The sequence below is a fragment of the Actinoplanes sp. NPDC023801 genome, assembly GCF_040639655.1.
GTDB lineage: Bacteria > Actinomycetota > Actinomycetes > Mycobacteriales > Micromonosporaceae > Actinoplanes.
In genome coordinates this window covers 71,063-87,635 of the sequence record NZ_JBFAAI010000015.1, presented here as the reverse complement: position 1 = coordinate 87,635, position 16,573 = coordinate 71,063, and the positions used below count along the sequence as shown (strand labels likewise).

The 16,573-nt window shown below is 71.9% G+C and carries 11 protein-coding genes; 7 read left to right on the top strand and 4 right to left on the bottom strand.

The window, feature by feature from the left end; all coding sequences use genetic code 11:
• Positions 1–30: 30 nt before the first annotated feature.
• Positions 31–876 (bottom strand): IniB N-terminal domain-containing protein, encoded by an 846-nt coding sequence (locus AB0G04_RS25530; RefSeq protein ID WP_360987416.1) that lies wholly within the window; start codon positions 874–876, stop codon positions 31–33.
• Between the two features lie 252 nt (positions 877–1,128).
• Here AB0G04_RS25530 and AB0G04_RS25525 point away from each other — a divergent pair, with 252 nt between their 5' ends.
• Genes AB0G04_RS25525 through AB0G04_RS25510 form a run of 4 tightly spaced genes read left to right on the top strand, consistent with a single transcriptional unit; the run spans position 1,129 to position 6,960 of the window.
• Positions 1,129–2,100: a hypothetical protein gene (locus tag AB0G04_RS25525; protein WP_360987414.1), complete on the top strand. Its 972-nt coding sequence runs from the start codon at positions 1,129–1,131 to the stop codon at positions 2,098–2,100.
• Entirely contained in the window at positions 2,097–4,547 is a 2,451-nt protein-coding gene (locus AB0G04_RS25520; protein WP_360987413.1) for a LuxR C-terminal-related transcriptional regulator, read from the top strand. Before AB0G04_RS25525 ends, AB0G04_RS25520 begins: the two co-directional genes overlap by 4 nt.
• Positions 4,544–6,226, top strand: coding sequence for an ATP-binding protein (locus AB0G04_RS25515; protein WP_360987412.1), 1,683 nt, complete (start codon positions 4,544–4,546; stop codon positions 6,224–6,226). Before AB0G04_RS25520 ends, AB0G04_RS25515 begins: the two co-directional genes overlap by 4 nt.
• The gene (locus tag AB0G04_RS25510) at positions 6,223–6,960 is read left to right on the top strand and encodes a cellulose binding domain-containing protein (protein WP_360987410.1); all 738 of its coding nucleotides are present in this window, start codon (positions 6,223–6,225) and stop codon (positions 6,958–6,960) included. The genes AB0G04_RS25515 and AB0G04_RS25510 overlap by 4 nt, the downstream gene beginning before the upstream one ends.
• 28 nt (positions 6,961–6,988) lie before the next feature.
• On the opposite strand, the gene AB0G04_RS25505 is transcribed toward AB0G04_RS25510, so the two are convergent.
• The 3 genes from AB0G04_RS25505 to AB0G04_RS25495 all read right to left on the bottom strand — a co-directional run bounded on the left by AB0G04_RS25505 (position 6,989) and on the right by AB0G04_RS25495 (position 11,639).
• Complete coding sequence (locus tag AB0G04_RS25505) at positions 6,989–7,753, bottom strand: hypothetical protein (RefSeq protein ID WP_360987408.1); 765 nt, start codon at positions 7,751–7,753, stop codon at positions 6,989–6,991.
• A gap of 82 nt (positions 7,754–7,835) precedes the next feature.
• On the bottom strand, positions 7,836–9,437 hold the full coding sequence (locus AB0G04_RS25500; RefSeq protein ID WP_360987406.1) for a methyl-accepting chemotaxis protein: 1,602 nt from the start codon (positions 9,435–9,437) through the stop codon (positions 7,836–7,838).
• 156 nt (positions 9,438–9,593) lie between these two features.
• Positions 9,594–11,639, bottom strand: a complete 2,046-nt coding sequence (locus AB0G04_RS25495) for a family 43 glycosylhydrolase (protein ID WP_360987404.1) — start codon at positions 11,637–11,639, stop codon at positions 9,594–9,596.
• 266 nt (positions 11,640–11,905) lie between these two features.
• Between AB0G04_RS25495 and AB0G04_RS25490 the strand changes: the two genes are divergently transcribed.
• The 3 genes from AB0G04_RS25490 to AB0G04_RS25480 are packed head-to-tail and all read left to right on the top strand — an operon-like array spanning position 11,906 to position 16,516.
• Complete coding sequence (locus AB0G04_RS25490; protein ID WP_360987402.1) at positions 11,906–13,525, top strand: ricin-type beta-trefoil lectin domain protein; 1,620 nt, start codon at positions 11,906–11,908, stop codon at positions 13,523–13,525.
• A gap of 37 nt (positions 13,526–13,562) precedes the next feature.
• On the top strand, positions 13,563–14,729 hold the full coding sequence (locus tag AB0G04_RS25485) for an AbfB domain-containing protein (protein WP_360987400.1): 1,167 nt from the start codon (positions 13,563–13,565) through the stop codon (positions 14,727–14,729).
• On the top strand, positions 14,726–16,516 hold the full coding sequence (locus tag AB0G04_RS25480) for a family 43 glycosylhydrolase (protein ID WP_360987398.1): 1,791 nt from the start codon (positions 14,726–14,728) through the stop codon (positions 16,514–16,516). The genes AB0G04_RS25485 and AB0G04_RS25480 overlap by 4 nt, the downstream gene beginning before the upstream one ends.
• Positions 16,517–16,573 lie beyond the last annotated feature (57 nt).

Here is a 16,573-nt window from a genome sequence, read left to right as displayed (position 1 = left end):
GCGTCCGTCAGCCTTTCGTCATGGTGCCCCTTACAAGATGCCGAACACCTCGCCGTGCGCCGGCTGCTCGGGGGCGTCGTCGCCGCGGCCCAGCAGACCCGTCACACCGTGCAGGGTGTCGCCGGCACCGCTGACCGTGCCGGTCACGGTGCCGCCCAGGCCGTCGACCGCGTCGATGGAGGTTACGGAACCGAGGTCCGGCTGGATCAGCGATCCGATCGAAGAGGTTGCCTCGTGGACCCCCGGGACGTCAAGAAGTCCGGATCCGGCGGGTTCCACCACCGACGGTGCGTTCGTCACGGTATCGAGAACTCCGCCCAGGTCGTCGTTCAGCCCGGCGTCGCCGGCTCCCGTGCTGTACGGCTGCACGCCGTAGACCGAGGCCGTCCCGGCCGCCGGAGTCGTGACGGCCACCGCGCTGTCCACGTCGAGTGCCGGATCGTGGTCGGCCGACAGCCCACCGGAGGTCGCGGCCGAGCCGACGCTCAGGTCGACGGCGCCCGGCAGCACCGAGACCTGCGCCAGCCCGTCGGCGTCCAGTCCGAGCACGGTCACGTTGACACTGCTGGTGGCGTTGACCTCCACCGCGTCGTGCGGCGTGACGTGCGCGGCGATCGCCTGCAGCTGCGCCACCGCACCGGCCACGTCGAGGCTGGCCACCCCGGTGGTGAGGTCGTCGAGGCCGTCCGGGCCGGTCAGCCCGGCGACCGGTGCGGAGTCGATCACCAGCGGCAGCACCTGCTGCACGTCGGTGGCGGTGATGTCGTCCAGCCCGGCGTGCCGCAGGGTCGCCTCCGGGTCCAGTTCGAACGCGGACCGGGCGGCCGGGTCGTAGATCAGGTTGAGAACGAAGTCCTGCAGGGTGGGCGAGGTCATGGCGAGCTCCTTGACGCTGGTGCGTATCGGGGCGGTGCGGATCGGGCTGAGATGCGGATCGAGCGGCGCGGGCCCGGCGCCGAGAAGAAACGTACGGCGGGGGCCATCGACGGGCATCGGGGCCGGGTCCCCCACTCGGCCCGCCCGCCGGTTAGGGGATTAGGGGATCTCTGGCGCCCGATTTTTGGGGGGACGTTTCAAACCCGCCATTTGGTACGAACATCGGGTACCGCCGTCTGAGGAGTTGAACGCGTGTCCTACGTGCTGGGAATCGACATCGGTGTCGGCACCGTCAAAGCGGCCATCTGCCGTCCGGCCGGCACCGGCGAACCCGGCTGGGGACCGGCGCAGCCGATCTCCCTGGGCGCCCGTTCGCCGGTGGTCGCCTCCGCGCTGCGGATGACCGCGGACGGCGCCGTGGTCCCGGCCGAGGTCGGGCAGCACCCGGCCGACGCCGTCGGCGGTTACCTGCAGCGGGTCGGCGATCCGCTGCCGATGTACTTTGGCGGCGGCTACTTCCCGGCCCACGGCCTGACCGCCGCGATGGCCCGGTGGGTGGTGGACCGCGTCTGGGAGATCATGGGGGAGCCGCCGGTCCGCGTCGCGCTGGCCCACCCGTCCGGCTGGGGTGCCGGCCGGCTCGGGCTGCTGCAGGCCGGCCTGGCGGAGGCCGACCTGATGGGTTGCGTCGCGGTGGCCCGGGCCCGTGCCGTGGTGGAGTGTCACCAGGCCGCCGGCCGCGCGGCCACCGTCGGCGGCCTGCTGGGCGTCTACCGGCTGGGCGGCTCGACCGCCGAGGTGGCCCTGGTGGCGCCTCAGCAGCCGGGCCGGATGGAACTGCTCGCGTCCGCGGAGCTCAGTGACGTCGGCGGTTTCGAGGCCGACGGTCTGACGCCCGCGGAGGCCCGGGCTTTGATCCGGCCCACCGTGGATCTGACGGCCGCGCTGGTGCGCAGTTGTGGACACAAACCTGAGGATCTGTCGGCAATGTTGATCGCCGGAGCGGATGGGGCCGTATGTACGTACGTGTCCGATCTGCTCGCCGCGGTGTTCCCCGCACCGATCGTGCGTGACCCCCAGCCCCGCATGACCGTGGCGATCGGTGCCGCGCTGGCCGGGCGGCCCGCCGTACCCGCCGGCCAGCGCTCTGTCGCCGGCCCCACCGACGCGTTCGCGATCCTTCCGCCGTTGAACCGCACGCCGGTCCGGGCGGATGCCCGATGACGACGACCGTCCTGGCCCGGGTCACCGCCGACCCGGCCGCCCCGCTGCACGCCTGCGTCGGCGCGCCCGGCGGTCACGGCAAGACCGCCCTGCTGCGGCAGCTGACCGACGCGTACCGCAGCGCCGGAGCAACCGTGGCCGGGCCGTGGCCGCCTCGGCATCCCTCCGCCGACCACGTCCTGCTGATCGACGACGCTCACCTGCTCACCCCGCAGCAGCTGGACGACCTGCGCGAGCACGCCGAGCGCCCGGACGCGCGGATCGTCGTCGCGCACCGGCCGTGGCCGCGCCGCCCGGAACTGCTGCGGCTGATCGAGGTGCTGCGCCGCGGCGGCCCGGCCATCACCCTGCCCGCGCTGACGCCCGCCCAGGTCGCCGCGCACCTGACCGCCCCGTCCGAGGAGCTGGTCGCCTGGGTGATCGCGCAGACCTCCGGCATCGCCCGGTACGTGACCCGCCTCGCCGACGCCCTCCCCGCCACCGGACCGGGCGATCCGCCGCACGTACCGGTCGCCGCGCTCGCCCCGTTCGCCGCCGAGCTCGACGAACTCGACGCGGACGTCCGTACCCTGCTGCTTGCCGTCGAGGCCGGTGCCGGGCTCTCGTTCGACCTGGTCGCCGCGGTCGTCGACCGCGATGCTGACGTCGCCGAACTCGTCGACGCGGGCCGCGCCACCGGCATGCTGGCCGCCGACGGCACCCTCGTTCCGTTGGCCCGGCGGGCGATCGCCGCCCTCGCCCCGATCAGTCAGCGCATCGACGTACGGCAGCGCCTCGCCGCCCAGCAGATGGCCCGCGGCGGCCCGGTCCTGCCGCTGGTCCGGCCCCTGCTGCGGGTCGCCGCCGCGCCCGGCCTGGTGCCCGGCGCCGCCGGCAGCGGCCTCGGCCACGTGTACGAGGCAGCCGGCGAGGAGGCGCTCGGTGACGATCCGGCGCTGGCCGCGGAACTGTTCGCCGCGGCCGCCGGAGCGGGTCGTACCACCGCGGCCCGGCGGGCCCTGGCCACCGCGCTGGCCGGCGACCTGGACCACGCCTCCCGCCTCACCGACCAGGTCCTGGCCGCCGGCACACCGCAGCAGCGGGCCGAGGCCGCCTACGTGGCGGCCACCGTCCTGGCCCACCGCGGGCAGACCGCCCAGGCCGTCCGCCTCTACGAGTGGGCCGGCACCGACGTGGCGAACGGTTTCGCCGCCGTCGGTCTCACCGCGGTCGGGCGGCTCGGCGACGCCCAGCGCCTGATCCGCCCGGACGACCCCACGGCCCAGCCGCCGACGTCGCTGAGCGCTGCCGCGACCCTGATGGCCCGCGGAATCGCCGAATCGGTGACCGGCCCGCCGGCCACCGCCCTGTCCACCCTGGTCCAAGCGGCCACCCTGATCGATCCGGCCGGGCCGGCCGCCCTCCTGCCGGACAGCCCGGCCGCGGCCGGCGCCCTCCTCGCGATGCACTGCACCGAACTCGACGTCGCCGACACCCTGCTGACCCGCGCCGAGCACCGTGGCACCGGCGGCGCCCTGCTCGCCACCCGGCACCACCTGCTGCGTACCTGGGTGCTGCTGCTGCGCGGGCGGCTCACCGAGGTCGAGCAGCGCCTGCCCGCGACGGCCGCCGCCACCGCCGCCCAGGGCCGCGACGACCTGCTCGCGGCGGCGCTGCGGGTCGCGCTCGCCCGCCGTAACGGCGACCTGGTCGGGCTGCGCAGCGCCTGGCCGGACGCCTGCCAGGCGCTGATCGGCCAGCCCGTCGAGTTGTTCAACCTGCTGCCGCTCGGCGAACTGGCGGTCGCCGCGGCACGCCTCGGCGAGTTCCACCGGGTCGCCGGGCATCTCGCCGACGCCGACCGGCTGCTCGCCGAACTCGGCGACCCGCCGGCGTGGACGGTCCTGACGCACTGGTACCGGCTGCAGGCCGCGATCCTGGCCGACGACCAGGAGACCGCCCGCCGGCACGCCACCGTCCTGGACGCCGCCCGGACCGCCGGGCTGTACGCCGCCGCTTTCGCCGCCGCCGCGACGGTCTGGCTCGGCGTACTCGCAGGGCGGGCCGACCCGGGGACGGTGGTGGCCGCCTCCCGCACGCTGAGCCTGGCCGGGCTCACCTGGGACGCCGCCCGGCTCGCCGGGCAGGCCGCGATCCGCACCTCCGACCGCAAGGCGATGGCCCTGCTGCTCGACTCGGCCCGCGCGATGCAGGACCGCGGGATCAGGGCCGAGCACCCCGCTTCGACGGCCACCGGCCAGCAGCTGCTCAGCGCCCGCGAACGCGAGGTCGGCGCGCTCGTGCTGGCCGGCATGACGTACCGGCAGATCGCCGACCGGCTGTACCTGTCGGCGAAGACCGTGGAGCATCACATGGCACGTATCCGGCAGCGACTGGGCTGCACCGACCGGCACGAACTGCTCAGCCGGCTCCGCGAACTGCTCGGTGACCCCGAGGCCACCCCGTGAGCCGCCGGATCCGGCTGATCGGCGCCGCGCTGCTCGTGACGTTCTGGGCCGCGGCCGCCGTACCCGCCGGCACCACGGCCGTCCGGGCGCTCGCCGACCGGGTCACCGCCGACCGGCTCGACCGGCCGGTCGACGAGGCGGTGCTCGCCCTGGAAGCCGAACGCCGGCTGACGGTCACCGGGCCGCCCGTCGTGGAACGGGACGCCCAGCGGGCCCGGACCGACGACGCGGCCCGCCGGTTGCGGCAGGCGGACCGGTCCTGGCTGCACCGGTTCACCACGTCGGACACCGAGCGTACGGCCGACGAGCTGCTGAAACGGATGGAGACACTGCCAGCGTTGCGGGCCGGCATCGACGACGGCCGCGTCGACCGGCGGCAGGCCGTCACCGCCTACGCGGGCGTCATCGACCCGTCCGGCGCCGCGGCACCGACCGTCCGCACCGCGCCGCGCGACAGCACCGCGAACGGCATCATCGCGCTGAGCCGTTCCCGGGAACTCCTCGCCGAACAGGACGCCCTGCTGGCCGCCGCCGCAGCGGCCGGGCGCGGCCCGTCCCGTACCGACCGGATCCGCTTGACTCAGCTCGCCGGCGCCCGGCGTGACCTGTTCACCGCAGCCGGCGCCGCCCTTCCCGCCGGTGCCGCCGAACGCCACCGTCAATTGGCCGCCGGCCCGGCACTGAGCCGCCTGCGGGCCCTCGAGGACGACATCGCGGCCCGGCCCGACGGCATCCCGGACCCGTCGGCCTGGTCACCGGCATTCAACGAACTGAACACGGCACTCTGGGATCTGCAGGACCGGGCCGCGCGGGAGGCCGCCGACGCCGCCACCCCGCGGGCCGTCACGGCCACGGTCTGGGCCGGCACCATCGGCGGCATCGGTCTCGTCGCCCTGGTCGCCGTGCTGATCGTGGCACTGCGCGGCCGTACCGGCAGCGGGATCTCCGCCGCCCCCGAACGGTCCGCCGCGCCGCGGTACCGCCCGGACGTCCTGCTGCACGACCTCGACCGCCGCAACCAGGGGCTGCTGCACCGGCAGCTACGCCTGCTCGACGCGCTGGCCCGTCGCGCCGGCGACCCGGAGACCGCTGCCGACCTGCGCCGGGCCGGTGACCTCGGCACCCGGCTGCGCCGCAACCTGGAGAAGTCCATCACCCTCACCGGCGGCACACCGGAACGCCGCCGGCAGCGCATCGTGCCGATGACCGAGGTGCTGGCGGAGGCTACTGCCGAGATCGGCGACCACGAACGCGTCACCGTCACCGAGGCCGGGCCCACCCATCTGGCCGGCACCGCCGTCACCGACGTGGTCCACCTGCTGGCCGAACTGCTGGAGAACGCGGCGACCTTCGCGCCGGCCGACTCGCGCATCGCTCTTGCCGGGCACCACCGACCCGACGGCTACCTGGTCACGGTCACCGACACCGGGCCCGGGATGACCGGCGACGACCTCGCCACCGGGCACGAGGTGATGGCCGACGCCGAGCCACCGCCGGGCGGCACCTGGTGGGGACTGTGGGCGGCCGGCCGGTTCGCGGCCCGTCAGGACGTCACCGTCCAGCTCGCCAACGCACCCGGCGGGCTCGTCGCCACCGTGCGCATCCCGTCGTCCCTCGTCACCGGCGACGGCGGGACCTGCGCCGAGTCACCTGCCGGCCTGCAGGCAGTCGCCGAATGAGCGGGCGGCGTTCTCCGATGGATGTGGTCCGGGACGCCGCCTGGCGGCTGGCCACGGGCATGCTGACCGGCCCGTCGCCGGAACCGCGGGTGCGTCCGGCCGGAGCCGCCGGCACCCGCCCGGTGGCCGGCCGGCTCCTGGTGGCCGCCGGTGGGCTGGCCGCCGTGGCGATCACGGCGGTGCTGGTCGTGCTGCTGGTGACCCGGCCGTACCAGCGGCCGGTCCGCCCGGAGGAGGCCGCCGGACTGCCGGAGCGGCAGCCCGCGCCGGTCACCGTCTCGCCGTCCGCCGGCCCGGCGACGGCCGCCACCGCACCGGCGGCGGTCAGAGCCTCCCGATCACCGGCACGGGCCGCGGGCGTCGCCGGTTCGCGACCACCGGCGGCCGGCGCGAGCGTGGCCCCCGTGCCGCTGACGGCCGGCTACACCACCACGCCGTACGTGGTCGGGCTGCTCGGCTACCGGACCGAGGTGACGGTCGCGAACCCGGGTGTAGCGAGCCGTACGGGATGGACGCTTACCGTCACGCTGCCCCGATCCACACTGTGGATCGACGACGTCAAGGGCGCGACCGTCACCCGGCAGGACGCCGTGTGGACGTTAGTACCCGACGGGACGACGGCCTCGATCAAGCCCGGTGAGCAGGTGTCTGTCTCCTTCGAGGTGCACGGCGCGACTCTGATCGACGCTGCACCCGAGGACTGCCGCCTCGACGGTGTCCCGTGCACCTCATGAGCCGCTCCGCGCGGCGGGGCGGCGGGGGTCAGAAGTGAGACGTCGCCCGCTCGATCGGCGCGAGCCCGGCGATGACCAGGGCCAGCAGTTCGGTGGTGGTCCAGTCGTGGCGGGCGGCCAGCAGCATCTCCGGCAGCGCCGACAGCGGCGCGGTCATGTCGACGGTCCGCTCGGGGTCGAAGATCTCCTCGTGGTCCTCGAGCCGTTCGCGGAAGGCGTCGACGGCGAGCGACAGCACGTCGTTGGGGATGGCACCGAACGACAGCGAGTGGTCCGCGTAGGCGTCGGCCCGTGGCAGACCCGCAATGGTCTCGACGGTGCCGATGTCGCCGGCGATCACCAGCTCGGCGAGTGTGTGGGCATGCTGGAGGCCACCGAGCAGGCACTGGTCGGACCACATGCCCGCCCAGGTCAGGGCGGTGGGTTCGGCGCCGGGGACGTCGGGCCGGGTGTCACCGGTGGGTGCGCCGAACAGGTCACCGAGCGTGCCGGGGAGGCAGGAGCCGGCGGACAGGGAGACGCCGCGCCGGGCACGCTCGCGGTTGGTCTCCCCGGCACGACGGCCGTGACCGGCCACCTCGTAGCCGGCCACGCGGGCGCCGGCGGCAGGCGCGTCGAGAGCGTCGTACAGATAGGTCAGCAGGTTGGTCCGCGCGTAGTCGTCGGCGAACCGCAACGCGGCGCCGGACGCCACCGGCGGGACGAACCCGCTCCGGCGGGCCAGCACGGCCTCGATACGTTCTTGCCTGGCGGCTTTCCGCTGCGTTCTTCCGGCTTCGTTGCTGCGCGACATCACCGAACAATACTCAGTGCCCGGCGTGATGCCGCGGGCCGATGATCGGCGGGTGGCAGACGGGCGCCCCGTGAGCCGGGGCTCAGTAGCGGAAGTGCGAGACCAGGGCGCGGAGATTGGCCGACATGCCGGCCAGCTCCGCGGTGGCCTGCTGTGCCTCGGTGACGCCCTGCGTGGTGAGCTGGGCGGCCTCCGCCACCGTGGAGACGTTGACGGCGATCTGATCGGCGGCCTGCGCGGTGTCGGAGACACTGCGGTTCATCTCGGCGGTGGTGGCGGTCTGTTCCTCGACCGCTGAGGCGATCGTGGTCTGGAAATCGCTGACCTGCCGGATGACGGTGGCGATCTCGCCGATGGCCGCCACGGCGCTCGTCGTGCCGCTCTGGATAGCCTCGACGCGGCGGATGATGTCCTCGGTGGCCCGCGCCGTCTCCTGGGCCAGTTCCTTGACCTCGCCGGCCACGACGGCGAAGCCCTTGCCGGCCTCGCCGGCCCGGGCGGACTCGATTGTCGCGTTGAGGGCCAGCAGGTTCGTCTGCTCGGCGATGCTGGTGATCACTTTCACCACCTCACTGATCTCCCGCGACGACTCACCGAGGGAGGCGACCGTGCTGTTGGCGGCTTCGGCGGCCTGCACGGCGGTACCGGCGACGGCGGCCGCCTCGCTGGTGGAGTGGGCGATCTCGCGGATCGACGCACCCATCTGCTCGCTGCCGGCGGAGACGGCCTGTACGTTGCCGGAGACCTGGCCGGCGGCGTCGGCTACCGCCTGGGCCTGCACGGCGGACTCCTCGGCGGAGGCGGCGATCTCGGTGGAGGCGGCCGCCATCTGTTCGGCGGCGGTGGCCAGCGCGGTGGACGAGTCGTCGATCGTGCGCATCACCTGGCCGAGTGACGTGAGGCTGCGGCCGAGGGCGCCGGCCATCTCGGCCACCTCGTCGCGGCCGGTGACCATGAGCGGCGTGGCCAGGTCGCCCTCGGCGAGTAGTTCCAGCCGTCGGCGGATCCGTTCGACGGGCCGGGTCACCGACAGGGTCACCATCACGGCGAGCACCCCGGCCAGCAGGACGGCGCCGGCGCCGACCGCCCAGGTCAGACGGGTGCCGCTGCGATGCGCGTTCTCGGCGTCGAGTTTGGCCGCGGCGAACTCGCTGTCGGCAGTGGTGGCCGCCCGGTCGAGCAGGTCGCCGATCTGCTGGAAGAGTTCGATCGCGCGGCCCATCACGAGTGCGCTGGCCGCTTTGTCGTCGTCGGCGGCGTAGAGCCGGGCGACTTCGTCGTCGACGGCCAGGAAGTCGTCCAGCAGTCCGTTGATCTTATCGAGGTCGTCGTGGGCCGAGCCGGTGGGCGCCTGACCGGCGGCCGTCTCGATGCGCCGGCGGAAGGTCTCTACGGAGGCGAGGAAGTTGCCACGCGACGACCCGGTGTCGGCGGCGGCGCCCGGGATGCCGCGTACGGCGTCGAAGGCGTACGCCGTCTGCCAGCCGTTGAAGTCGGCGGCGGAGTACTTGGCGTCCTTCACCGTGCTGACGAACTGCTGGGCGCCTTCCATTCGGACCGTCGCGGTGTGCTGGCTCGCGGACGTTCCGAGCGCTTCGGCCATCATCAGCAGCATCAGCACGACGACCACGGCGAAGGCCACCGCCAGGCGTACGCCCAGGCGCATGCGGGTCAGGATCGTCACTCCGACATGATCGGCCCTGCGGGCGGTCCGGCGAGACGGTTTGGGGCGCGGGCGATGATGGCGGTGCCTGCCGATGCGGATGAGGCCGATGGGACGCGAGGCGGCGGCGCACCTGCCGTCCGGCCTGGTGCGCCGCCGCCTGATCGCGGACAACTGTCAGGGTGCGGTCATCTGGAACTGTTTGACCGTGACGGCTCCACCCAGTGCCTGGGTGGCGTAGTTGAACATCGCAAATCGATATCCCGGATAGAACTGCCACGCGTTGTTGAGCGTGAACGCGGGGCCGAGAGGCGTGAAGTTGGTGCCGTCGGTGCTGTAGGAGAAGGTCGCCTGCCGCCCCGAGCCCGGCCGGACGTCGGCGCGGGCACGCAACCAGATCTTTCCGCCGGAGACCGCGGTGCCGGCCGCCTCACTGCCGGTGCCGGTGGTCACCCAGCCGCTGCCCATGGTGAGGCCGTTGGTCATCACGACCCGGGTCTGCCCGTTGTCGCGTCTGACGCCGATCCACGCCGACGAGTCGCGGAGCATGGCCAGGCCGGCGCGGTCGCCGTCGCGCATGGTGCTGTAGTCGAGTTCGATGGTGGCCGTGGAGGCCGGGCCCTGGATGCGGTGGGTCAGGGTGTTGCGGGCGTTGTAGAGGTCGTTGGTCACGGTCGCGGTCTGCAGCCGGAGGCCGCTGTTGAGCGACCAGCGCGTGTTGTCGGGGTTGTGGTTCCACTCCCAGCGCGGGCCGAGTTTCGTGCCGCCGAACGTGTCGGTGCCGATCATCGGCTGCACGGTCCGGGTGGTGCTGATGTTCGGCTTCGGGTACGTGGTGCCCCATCCGCCGTTGACGGTCTGGATGGTGGGCCAGCCGTCGGCGCTCCAGGTGATCGGCGCGAGGGCGGGGACCCGGCCGCCGGGGAAGGCGTCGACGAACGACATGTAGTACCAGTCGCCGGCCTGGGTCTGCACCAGACCGCCCTGGTGCGGCACGCCGCCGCCGGGGATGGGGCCGGGCATGTTGAGCAGGACCTGGCGCATCTCGTACGGTCCGAACGGGCTGGTCGAGCGCAGCACGTACTGGCCGTTGGCCGGGCGGGTGAGCCAGATGTAGTAGTAGCCGCCGCGCTTGTAGAACCGGGCCCCTTCGAGCGTCCCCACGCTGGACGGCGTCTGGAACACCTGCTGGGCGCGGACCTGGCTGAGCCCGTCGGCGGACAGCTGGGCGACGCTGATCGTGGAGTTGCCGTAGGCGACGTACATGGTGTCGTTGTCGTCGATCAGCAGCCCGGCGTCGTAGTAGCAGTTGTTGATCCGGGCGCGTTTCGACCAGGTGCCGTCGACGGCCGACGCGGTGTAGACGTAGGTGCGGTTGTACTCGATGCACCCGATCCAGTAGTAGGTGCTGTTGCTGCGCCGGTAGTTCAGGGTCGAGGCGAAGACCCCTTTGACGTACGCCCGTGAGCTGCCGAGATCGTAGGCGGCGGAGTCGAAGTCCAGCCGCGGCACGGAGTGGCCCGCGTACTCCCAGTTGACCAGGTCGTACGACCGCAGGATCGGCGCGCCGGGGGAGTAGTGCATGTTCGACGCCGAGTAGTAGTAGGCGTCGCCGACGCGGATGATGTCGCCGTCGGCGAAGTCCTGCCAGACGACCGGGTTGGTGAACGTCCCGGGGGGCGGCTGGGTCGTCCCGCCGAGCTTGACGAGCTGCCACTGCTGGTTGGCGCCGTTCCAGTCGGAGTACTGGACGATGTTGGCGCCGTCGGCGGTGGACGCGCCCTGCACCTCGACGGCCTTGCCGCTGTTGCGGTTGATCAGCTGGATGTAGCCGTCGATGTCCTGGATGCTGAACTGCTGGTTGGCGGCGTTGTTGTCGGTCCACTGCACGATCGGGCCGCCGTCGGCGGTCGAGTTGCCGGAGACGTCGAGGACCTTGCCGGAGTGCCGGGACTTGAGCCGGTAGTAGCCGCCGCCGGAGTCGACGAACTGCCATTGCTGCTGGGCGCCGTCGTTACGCGACCACTGGGTGATCCGCGCGCCGTCGTTGGTGGCCAGGTTGTAGACGTCGAGGGCCTTGCCGCTCTGGCGGTTGACCAGCACGTACGACGCGTTGGTGTCGATCGTCGCGGCGGAGGCGACGGGTGCGGCGCCCACGACGACCGCGGCCGCCGCGAGGACGGCGGTCAGGGCGAGGCCCAGCCGTCTGCGCAATCTGCTCATGGGGGATGCTCCTAGCCTGTTAGCGATAACAAGATAGAACGGCGGTGATGGCGCGAGATATTGCCAGATGATTTCACCTCGCTCAAGCGGCCGCCATCTATCTGGCTACGACTGGTCCGAATGGCCGGGCGTAACACTTTTCAGGAGCGCATTCTCCGGCCATGAAATGCGCCGGAAACCTTGCGACCGGCGCGTCGCCTCTGTAATCCTTCAGTCGAGTTCGCCTATGTGAGCGCTCACATGAAGGCGTGGAGAAGGAGCTGCTGATGAGATCTCTCAACCGCCTTGCCGCGACCCTCCTGATGGCGGTCGCCGCAGTCGTCACCGTGCCGGCGGCAGCCGCCCAAGCCCTGGACAACGGGGTCGGGCGGGTGCCACCGATGGGCTTCAACACCTGGAACACGTTCGGCTGCAACATCGACGAGACCCTGCTGCGGCAGACGGCCGACGCCATGGTCAGTTCCGGAATGCGCGACCTCGGCTACAAGTACGTCGTCGTCGACGACTGCTGGTTCGACCCCAACCGCGACTCCGCCGGCAACCTGCGTGCCAACCCGCAGCGGTTCCCGAGCGGAATGAAGGCCCTCGGCGACTATCTGCACGCCCGCGGCCTGCTGTTCGGCATCTATCAGGTGCCGGTCGACAAGACCTGCGCGCAGTACTTCGGCGCCTATCCCGGTGCCACCGGCAGCCGCGGCCACGAGTACCAGGACGCCGCCACGTTCGCCTCATGGGGTGTCGACTTCCTCAAGTACGACTGGTGCTCACCCACCGGCACCATCGACGACCAGGTCCGCACCTTCGCCCTCATGCGCGACGCACTGCGGGCGACCGGCCGGCCGATCTTCTACAGCATCAACCCGAACAGCATCCACGAGAAAACCGGACCACGCCGGAACTGGAGCGACGTGGCCAACATGTGGCGGACCACCGAGGACATCACCAACGCCTGGAACACCGGTCAGACCAACGGGTACCCGATGGGCATCCAGAACATCGTCGACGTGACCGTGCCGCTGGCCCACTACGCCGCCCCGGGCGGCTTCAACGACCCCGACATGCTCGAGGTCGGCAACGGCGGCATGACCGACACCGAGATGCGCAGCCATTTCGCGTTGTGGGCGATGATGGCCTCCCCGCTGATCGCCGGCAACGACGTACGGTCCATGTCGGCCGCCACCCGGAGCATCCTCACCAACTCCCGCCTGGTCGCGATCAACCAGGACACCCTCGGTCTGCAGGCCCGGCAGGTCTCCTTCGACGGCACCCGCCGGATCCTCGCCAAGCCCCTGGCCAACGGTGACATCGCCGTCGCACTGTTCAACCAGGGCGCGAGCACCACCACCATCTCCACCACCGCGGCCGCGCTCGGCCGTACCGGCAGTTCGTTCACCCTCGTCGACGCGTGGACCGGAGCCACCAGCACCACCACCTCGGCGATCAGTGCCACCGTCGCCGCCCACGCCACCGCGGTCTACCGTCTCAGCGGCGGAAGCACCCCGCAGCCGACGACCACCACCCTGGTCAGCGAATCCGCCGGCCGCTGCCTGGACGCCCCGAACGGTGCCACCGCCAACGGCACCCAGCCGGTCATCTGGGACTGCAACGGCGGTGCCAATCAGCGCTGGACGGTCAACGGCCAGAGCCTGCAGGTCCTCGGCAAGTGCCTGGACGTACCGGCCGGGGCCGCCGCCGGCACCCGGGTGCGGCTGTGGGACTGCACCGGCACCGCAGCCCAGCAGTGGGAGACGCACTCCGACACGACCCTCCGTAACGCGGCCACCGGCCTCTGCCTCGACGTCGACCGCAATCTGACCGCCAACGGGACCGCGGTGCTGCTGTGGTCGTGCTCCGGCGCCGTGAATCAGCGGTGGATCCGGCGCTGACCCCCCACGACCCTTCCCCCGGTCAACTGGAGAATCGATGACCACCGTTCCCCGAACAGTCCCCCGCACCTCCGCCCGCATCTCTGCCGGCACCACCGCCTACGCCTTCGCCTACTTCACCGAGACGCCCAGCCAGTCCGGGGCGAACTACGGCCTGCACCTGGCCGTCAGCCGCGACGGGCTGCACTGGTCCCCGCTCAACCAGAACCAGCCGGTGACCACACCCACCGCTGGACAGCGGGGCCTGCGCGACCCGTACATCCACCGCCGGCAGGACGGCACCTTCGTGGTGGCCGCCACCGACCTGAAGGGACTCGGCACCGGGCCCGGCAGCCAGTATCTGCACATCTGGGACTCCACCGACCTGGCGAGCTTCACCGGATACCGGCACGTGCGCATGCACACGATGAACACCCACATCTGGTCCCCGGCGATCTTCTGGGACGCCGGCCGCCGTGAGTACGGCATCGCCTACTCGTCGGCCAACGGCACCCGGGACGTCCTGATGGTCAACTACACCACCGATTTCCGTACGGTCAGCGCCCCCCAGGTGTACTTCGACCCCGGATCCCCGCTCCTCGACGCCGGTGCCCGGCGGCCCGGGGCAGGCGCGTTCTCCCCGGCCGGTCACGGCTTCGACGCCTGGGCCCCCGGTGACGTGGGCGGCGGCGCGTGGATGCCGCGGAACCAGCGCGACCACACCCCGCCGCTGAACGCCAAGGCCGGCTCGACGGTCGGCATCACCGACGCCGAGTACCACGCCATGGTCAGCCGCTGGGGCCTGCCCGACTGGACACGCCTCAAGTCCTGGAACCACCCCGACCGGTTCGTGCGGCATTACAACGGCAGCATCCGGCTGGACACCCACCCGTTCGACCCGCACCAGGACCAGCTGTGGCGAGCGGTCACCGGGCTCGCCGGCAGCGGCGTCTCCTTCGAGTCGGTCAACCGGCCCGGCCACTACCTGCGGCACAGCGGCACCCAGATCCGCCTCGACCCCGTCGACGGCACCGCGGGCTTCCGGGCCGACGCCACGTTCCTGCGGGGTGCGGGACTGGCGGATCCCGGATGGACATCGCTGCGCTCGTACAACATGCCGACCCACCACCTGCGACATTCCGGGTACGTGCTGCGCCTGGATCCGGTCGGCGCCGCGTCGAGCACCACCGACCGGCAGGACGCGACCTTCAGGTTCGTCTCATGAGGGCCGTGTTCGCCGTCCTCGCGGTACTCGCCGCGCTCCTGCCCGCTCCGGCGCGGGCCGACAACCCGATCGTGCAGACCATCTACACCGCCGACCCCGCGCCGCTGGTGCACAACGGCCGCCTCTACGTCTACACCGGCCACGACGAGGACGGCTCCACCTACTTCACGATGCGCGAGTGGCGGGTCTACTCGACCACCGACATGGCCAACTGGACCGACCACGGTTCGCCGATGAGCCTGGCCACCTTCAGCTGGGCGAGCGCCGACGCGTGGGCCGGTCACGTCACCGAACGCAACGGCCGCTTCTACTGGTACGTGCCGGTCAAGAACCGCGCCACCGGCCGGATGGCCATCGGCGTGGGCGTGTCGAACAGCCCCACCGGCCCGTTCACCGACGCGATCGGCCGGCCCCTGGTGGAGAACGGCGAGATCGACCCGAACGTGCTCGTCGACGACGACGGCCAAGCCTACCTGTACTGGGGCAACCCCAATCTCTGGTACGTCCGGCTGAACACCGACATGATCAGCTACTCGGGTGGCCCGACCCGGATCCCGCTGACCACTGCCGGCTACGGCACCAGAACCGGGAATCCCGATCGGCCGACGCTGTACGAGGAGGGCCCGTGGGTCTTCAAGCGCAACGGCCTCTACTACAACGTCTTCGCCGCCGAATGCTGCTCGGAGTTCATCGGGTACTCCACCGCGCCCGGACCGACCGGCCCGTGGACGTACCGGGGGACCGTCATGCCGCGTCAGGGCGGCAGTTTCACCAACCACGCCGGCGTCATCGACTTCAACGGCGGTTCCTACTTCTTCTACCACAACGGCGCGCTGCCCGGCGGCGGTGGTTTCACCAGGTCCGTGGCGGTGGAACGGTTCACCTACCGGCCCGACGGCACCATCCCGACGATCAACATGACCACCGCCGGGCCACCGCAGATCGGGACGCTCAACCCGTACGTCCGGCAGGAGGCCGAGACGACGGCCTGGGCCGCGGGCGTCGAGACCGAACCCGTCTCCGGCGGCGGCATGAGCGTGGCCTACACCGACAACGGTGACTACCTCAAGGTGAAGGGCGTCGGCTTCGGCGCGGGCGCCACCTCCTTGCAGGCCCGGGTGGCCTCCGGGTCGTCCGGTGGCCGCATCGAGGTCCGCCTCGGCGGTCCGGCCGGAACGCTGGCCGGCACGTGCACGACGGGCGGCACCGGCGGCTGGCAGACCTGGACCACGGTCACGTGCCCGGTCAGCGGCGTCACCGGCACCCAGGACCTCTACCTGCGATTCGCCGGCGGCACCGGCCATCTGCTCAACCTCGACTGGTGGCAGTTCAGCACCGCCGGCGGCGGGAACCTGCTCGTCAACGGCACCGCCGAGAACGGCACCGACGGCTGGCAGGTGTTCGGCGGCGGCAGCCTGTCGGCGAGCACCGCCGTGTCCCGCAGCGGGACACGGTCACTGGCGATCACCGGGCGTACCGCCGCCTGGAACGGTCCGGCCCAGGACCTCACCGGTCGCCTCACCAACGGGGCCACCTACCGTACGAACATCTGGGTCCGCTCCCAGAGCGGCACCCCCAGCGCCAAGGTGACCCTGGCGCTGACCAGCGGAACCACGACCAGTTACGTGCAGCTGACACCGGCGGCCACGGTGAACACCGGGGGATGGACGCTGCTGACCGGCAGTGCCACGGTCTCCTGGACCGGGACCCTGTCACGGGCCACCCTCTACGTGGAGACCGCCGCCGGAACCGACGGTTTACACCTGGACGACGCTTCGCTGGAATGAATCGGTGAATTCACCGGAAAACAGAAACCGATGCGGTCGTACGCCAATTTCCGGCCG

Bases quoted from the DNA above. Each gene is read 5' to 3' on its own strand.
- AB0G04_RS25480 (WP_360987398.1), top strand. From the start codon at position 14,726: ATGAGGGCCGTGTTCGCCGTCCTCGCGGTACTCGCCGCGCTCCTGCCC.
- AB0G04_RS25485 (WP_360987400.1), top strand. From the start codon at position 13,563: ATGACCACCGTTCCCCGAACAGTCCCCCGCACCTCCGCCCGCATCTCT.
- AB0G04_RS25495 (WP_360987404.1), bottom strand. From the start codon at position 11,639: ATGAGCAGATTGCGCAGACGGCTGGGCCTCGCCCTGACCGCCGTCCTC.
- AB0G04_RS25530 (WP_360987416.1), bottom strand. From the start codon at position 876: ATGACCTCGCCCACCCTGCAGGACTTCGTTCTCAACCTGATCTACGAC.
- AB0G04_RS25505 (WP_360987408.1), bottom strand. From the start codon at position 7,753: ATGTCGCGCAGCAACGAAGCCGGAAGAACGCAGCGGAAAGCCGCCAGG.
- AB0G04_RS25490 (WP_360987402.1), top strand. From the start codon at position 11,906: ATGAGATCTCTCAACCGCCTTGCCGCGACCCTCCTGATGGCGGTCGCC.
- AB0G04_RS25510 (WP_360987410.1), top strand. From the start codon at position 6,223: ATGAGCGGGCGGCGTTCTCCGATGGATGTGGTCCGGGACGCCGCCTGG.
- AB0G04_RS25520 (WP_360987413.1), top strand. From the start codon at position 2,097: ATGACGACGACCGTCCTGGCCCGGGTCACCGCCGACCCGGCCGCCCCG.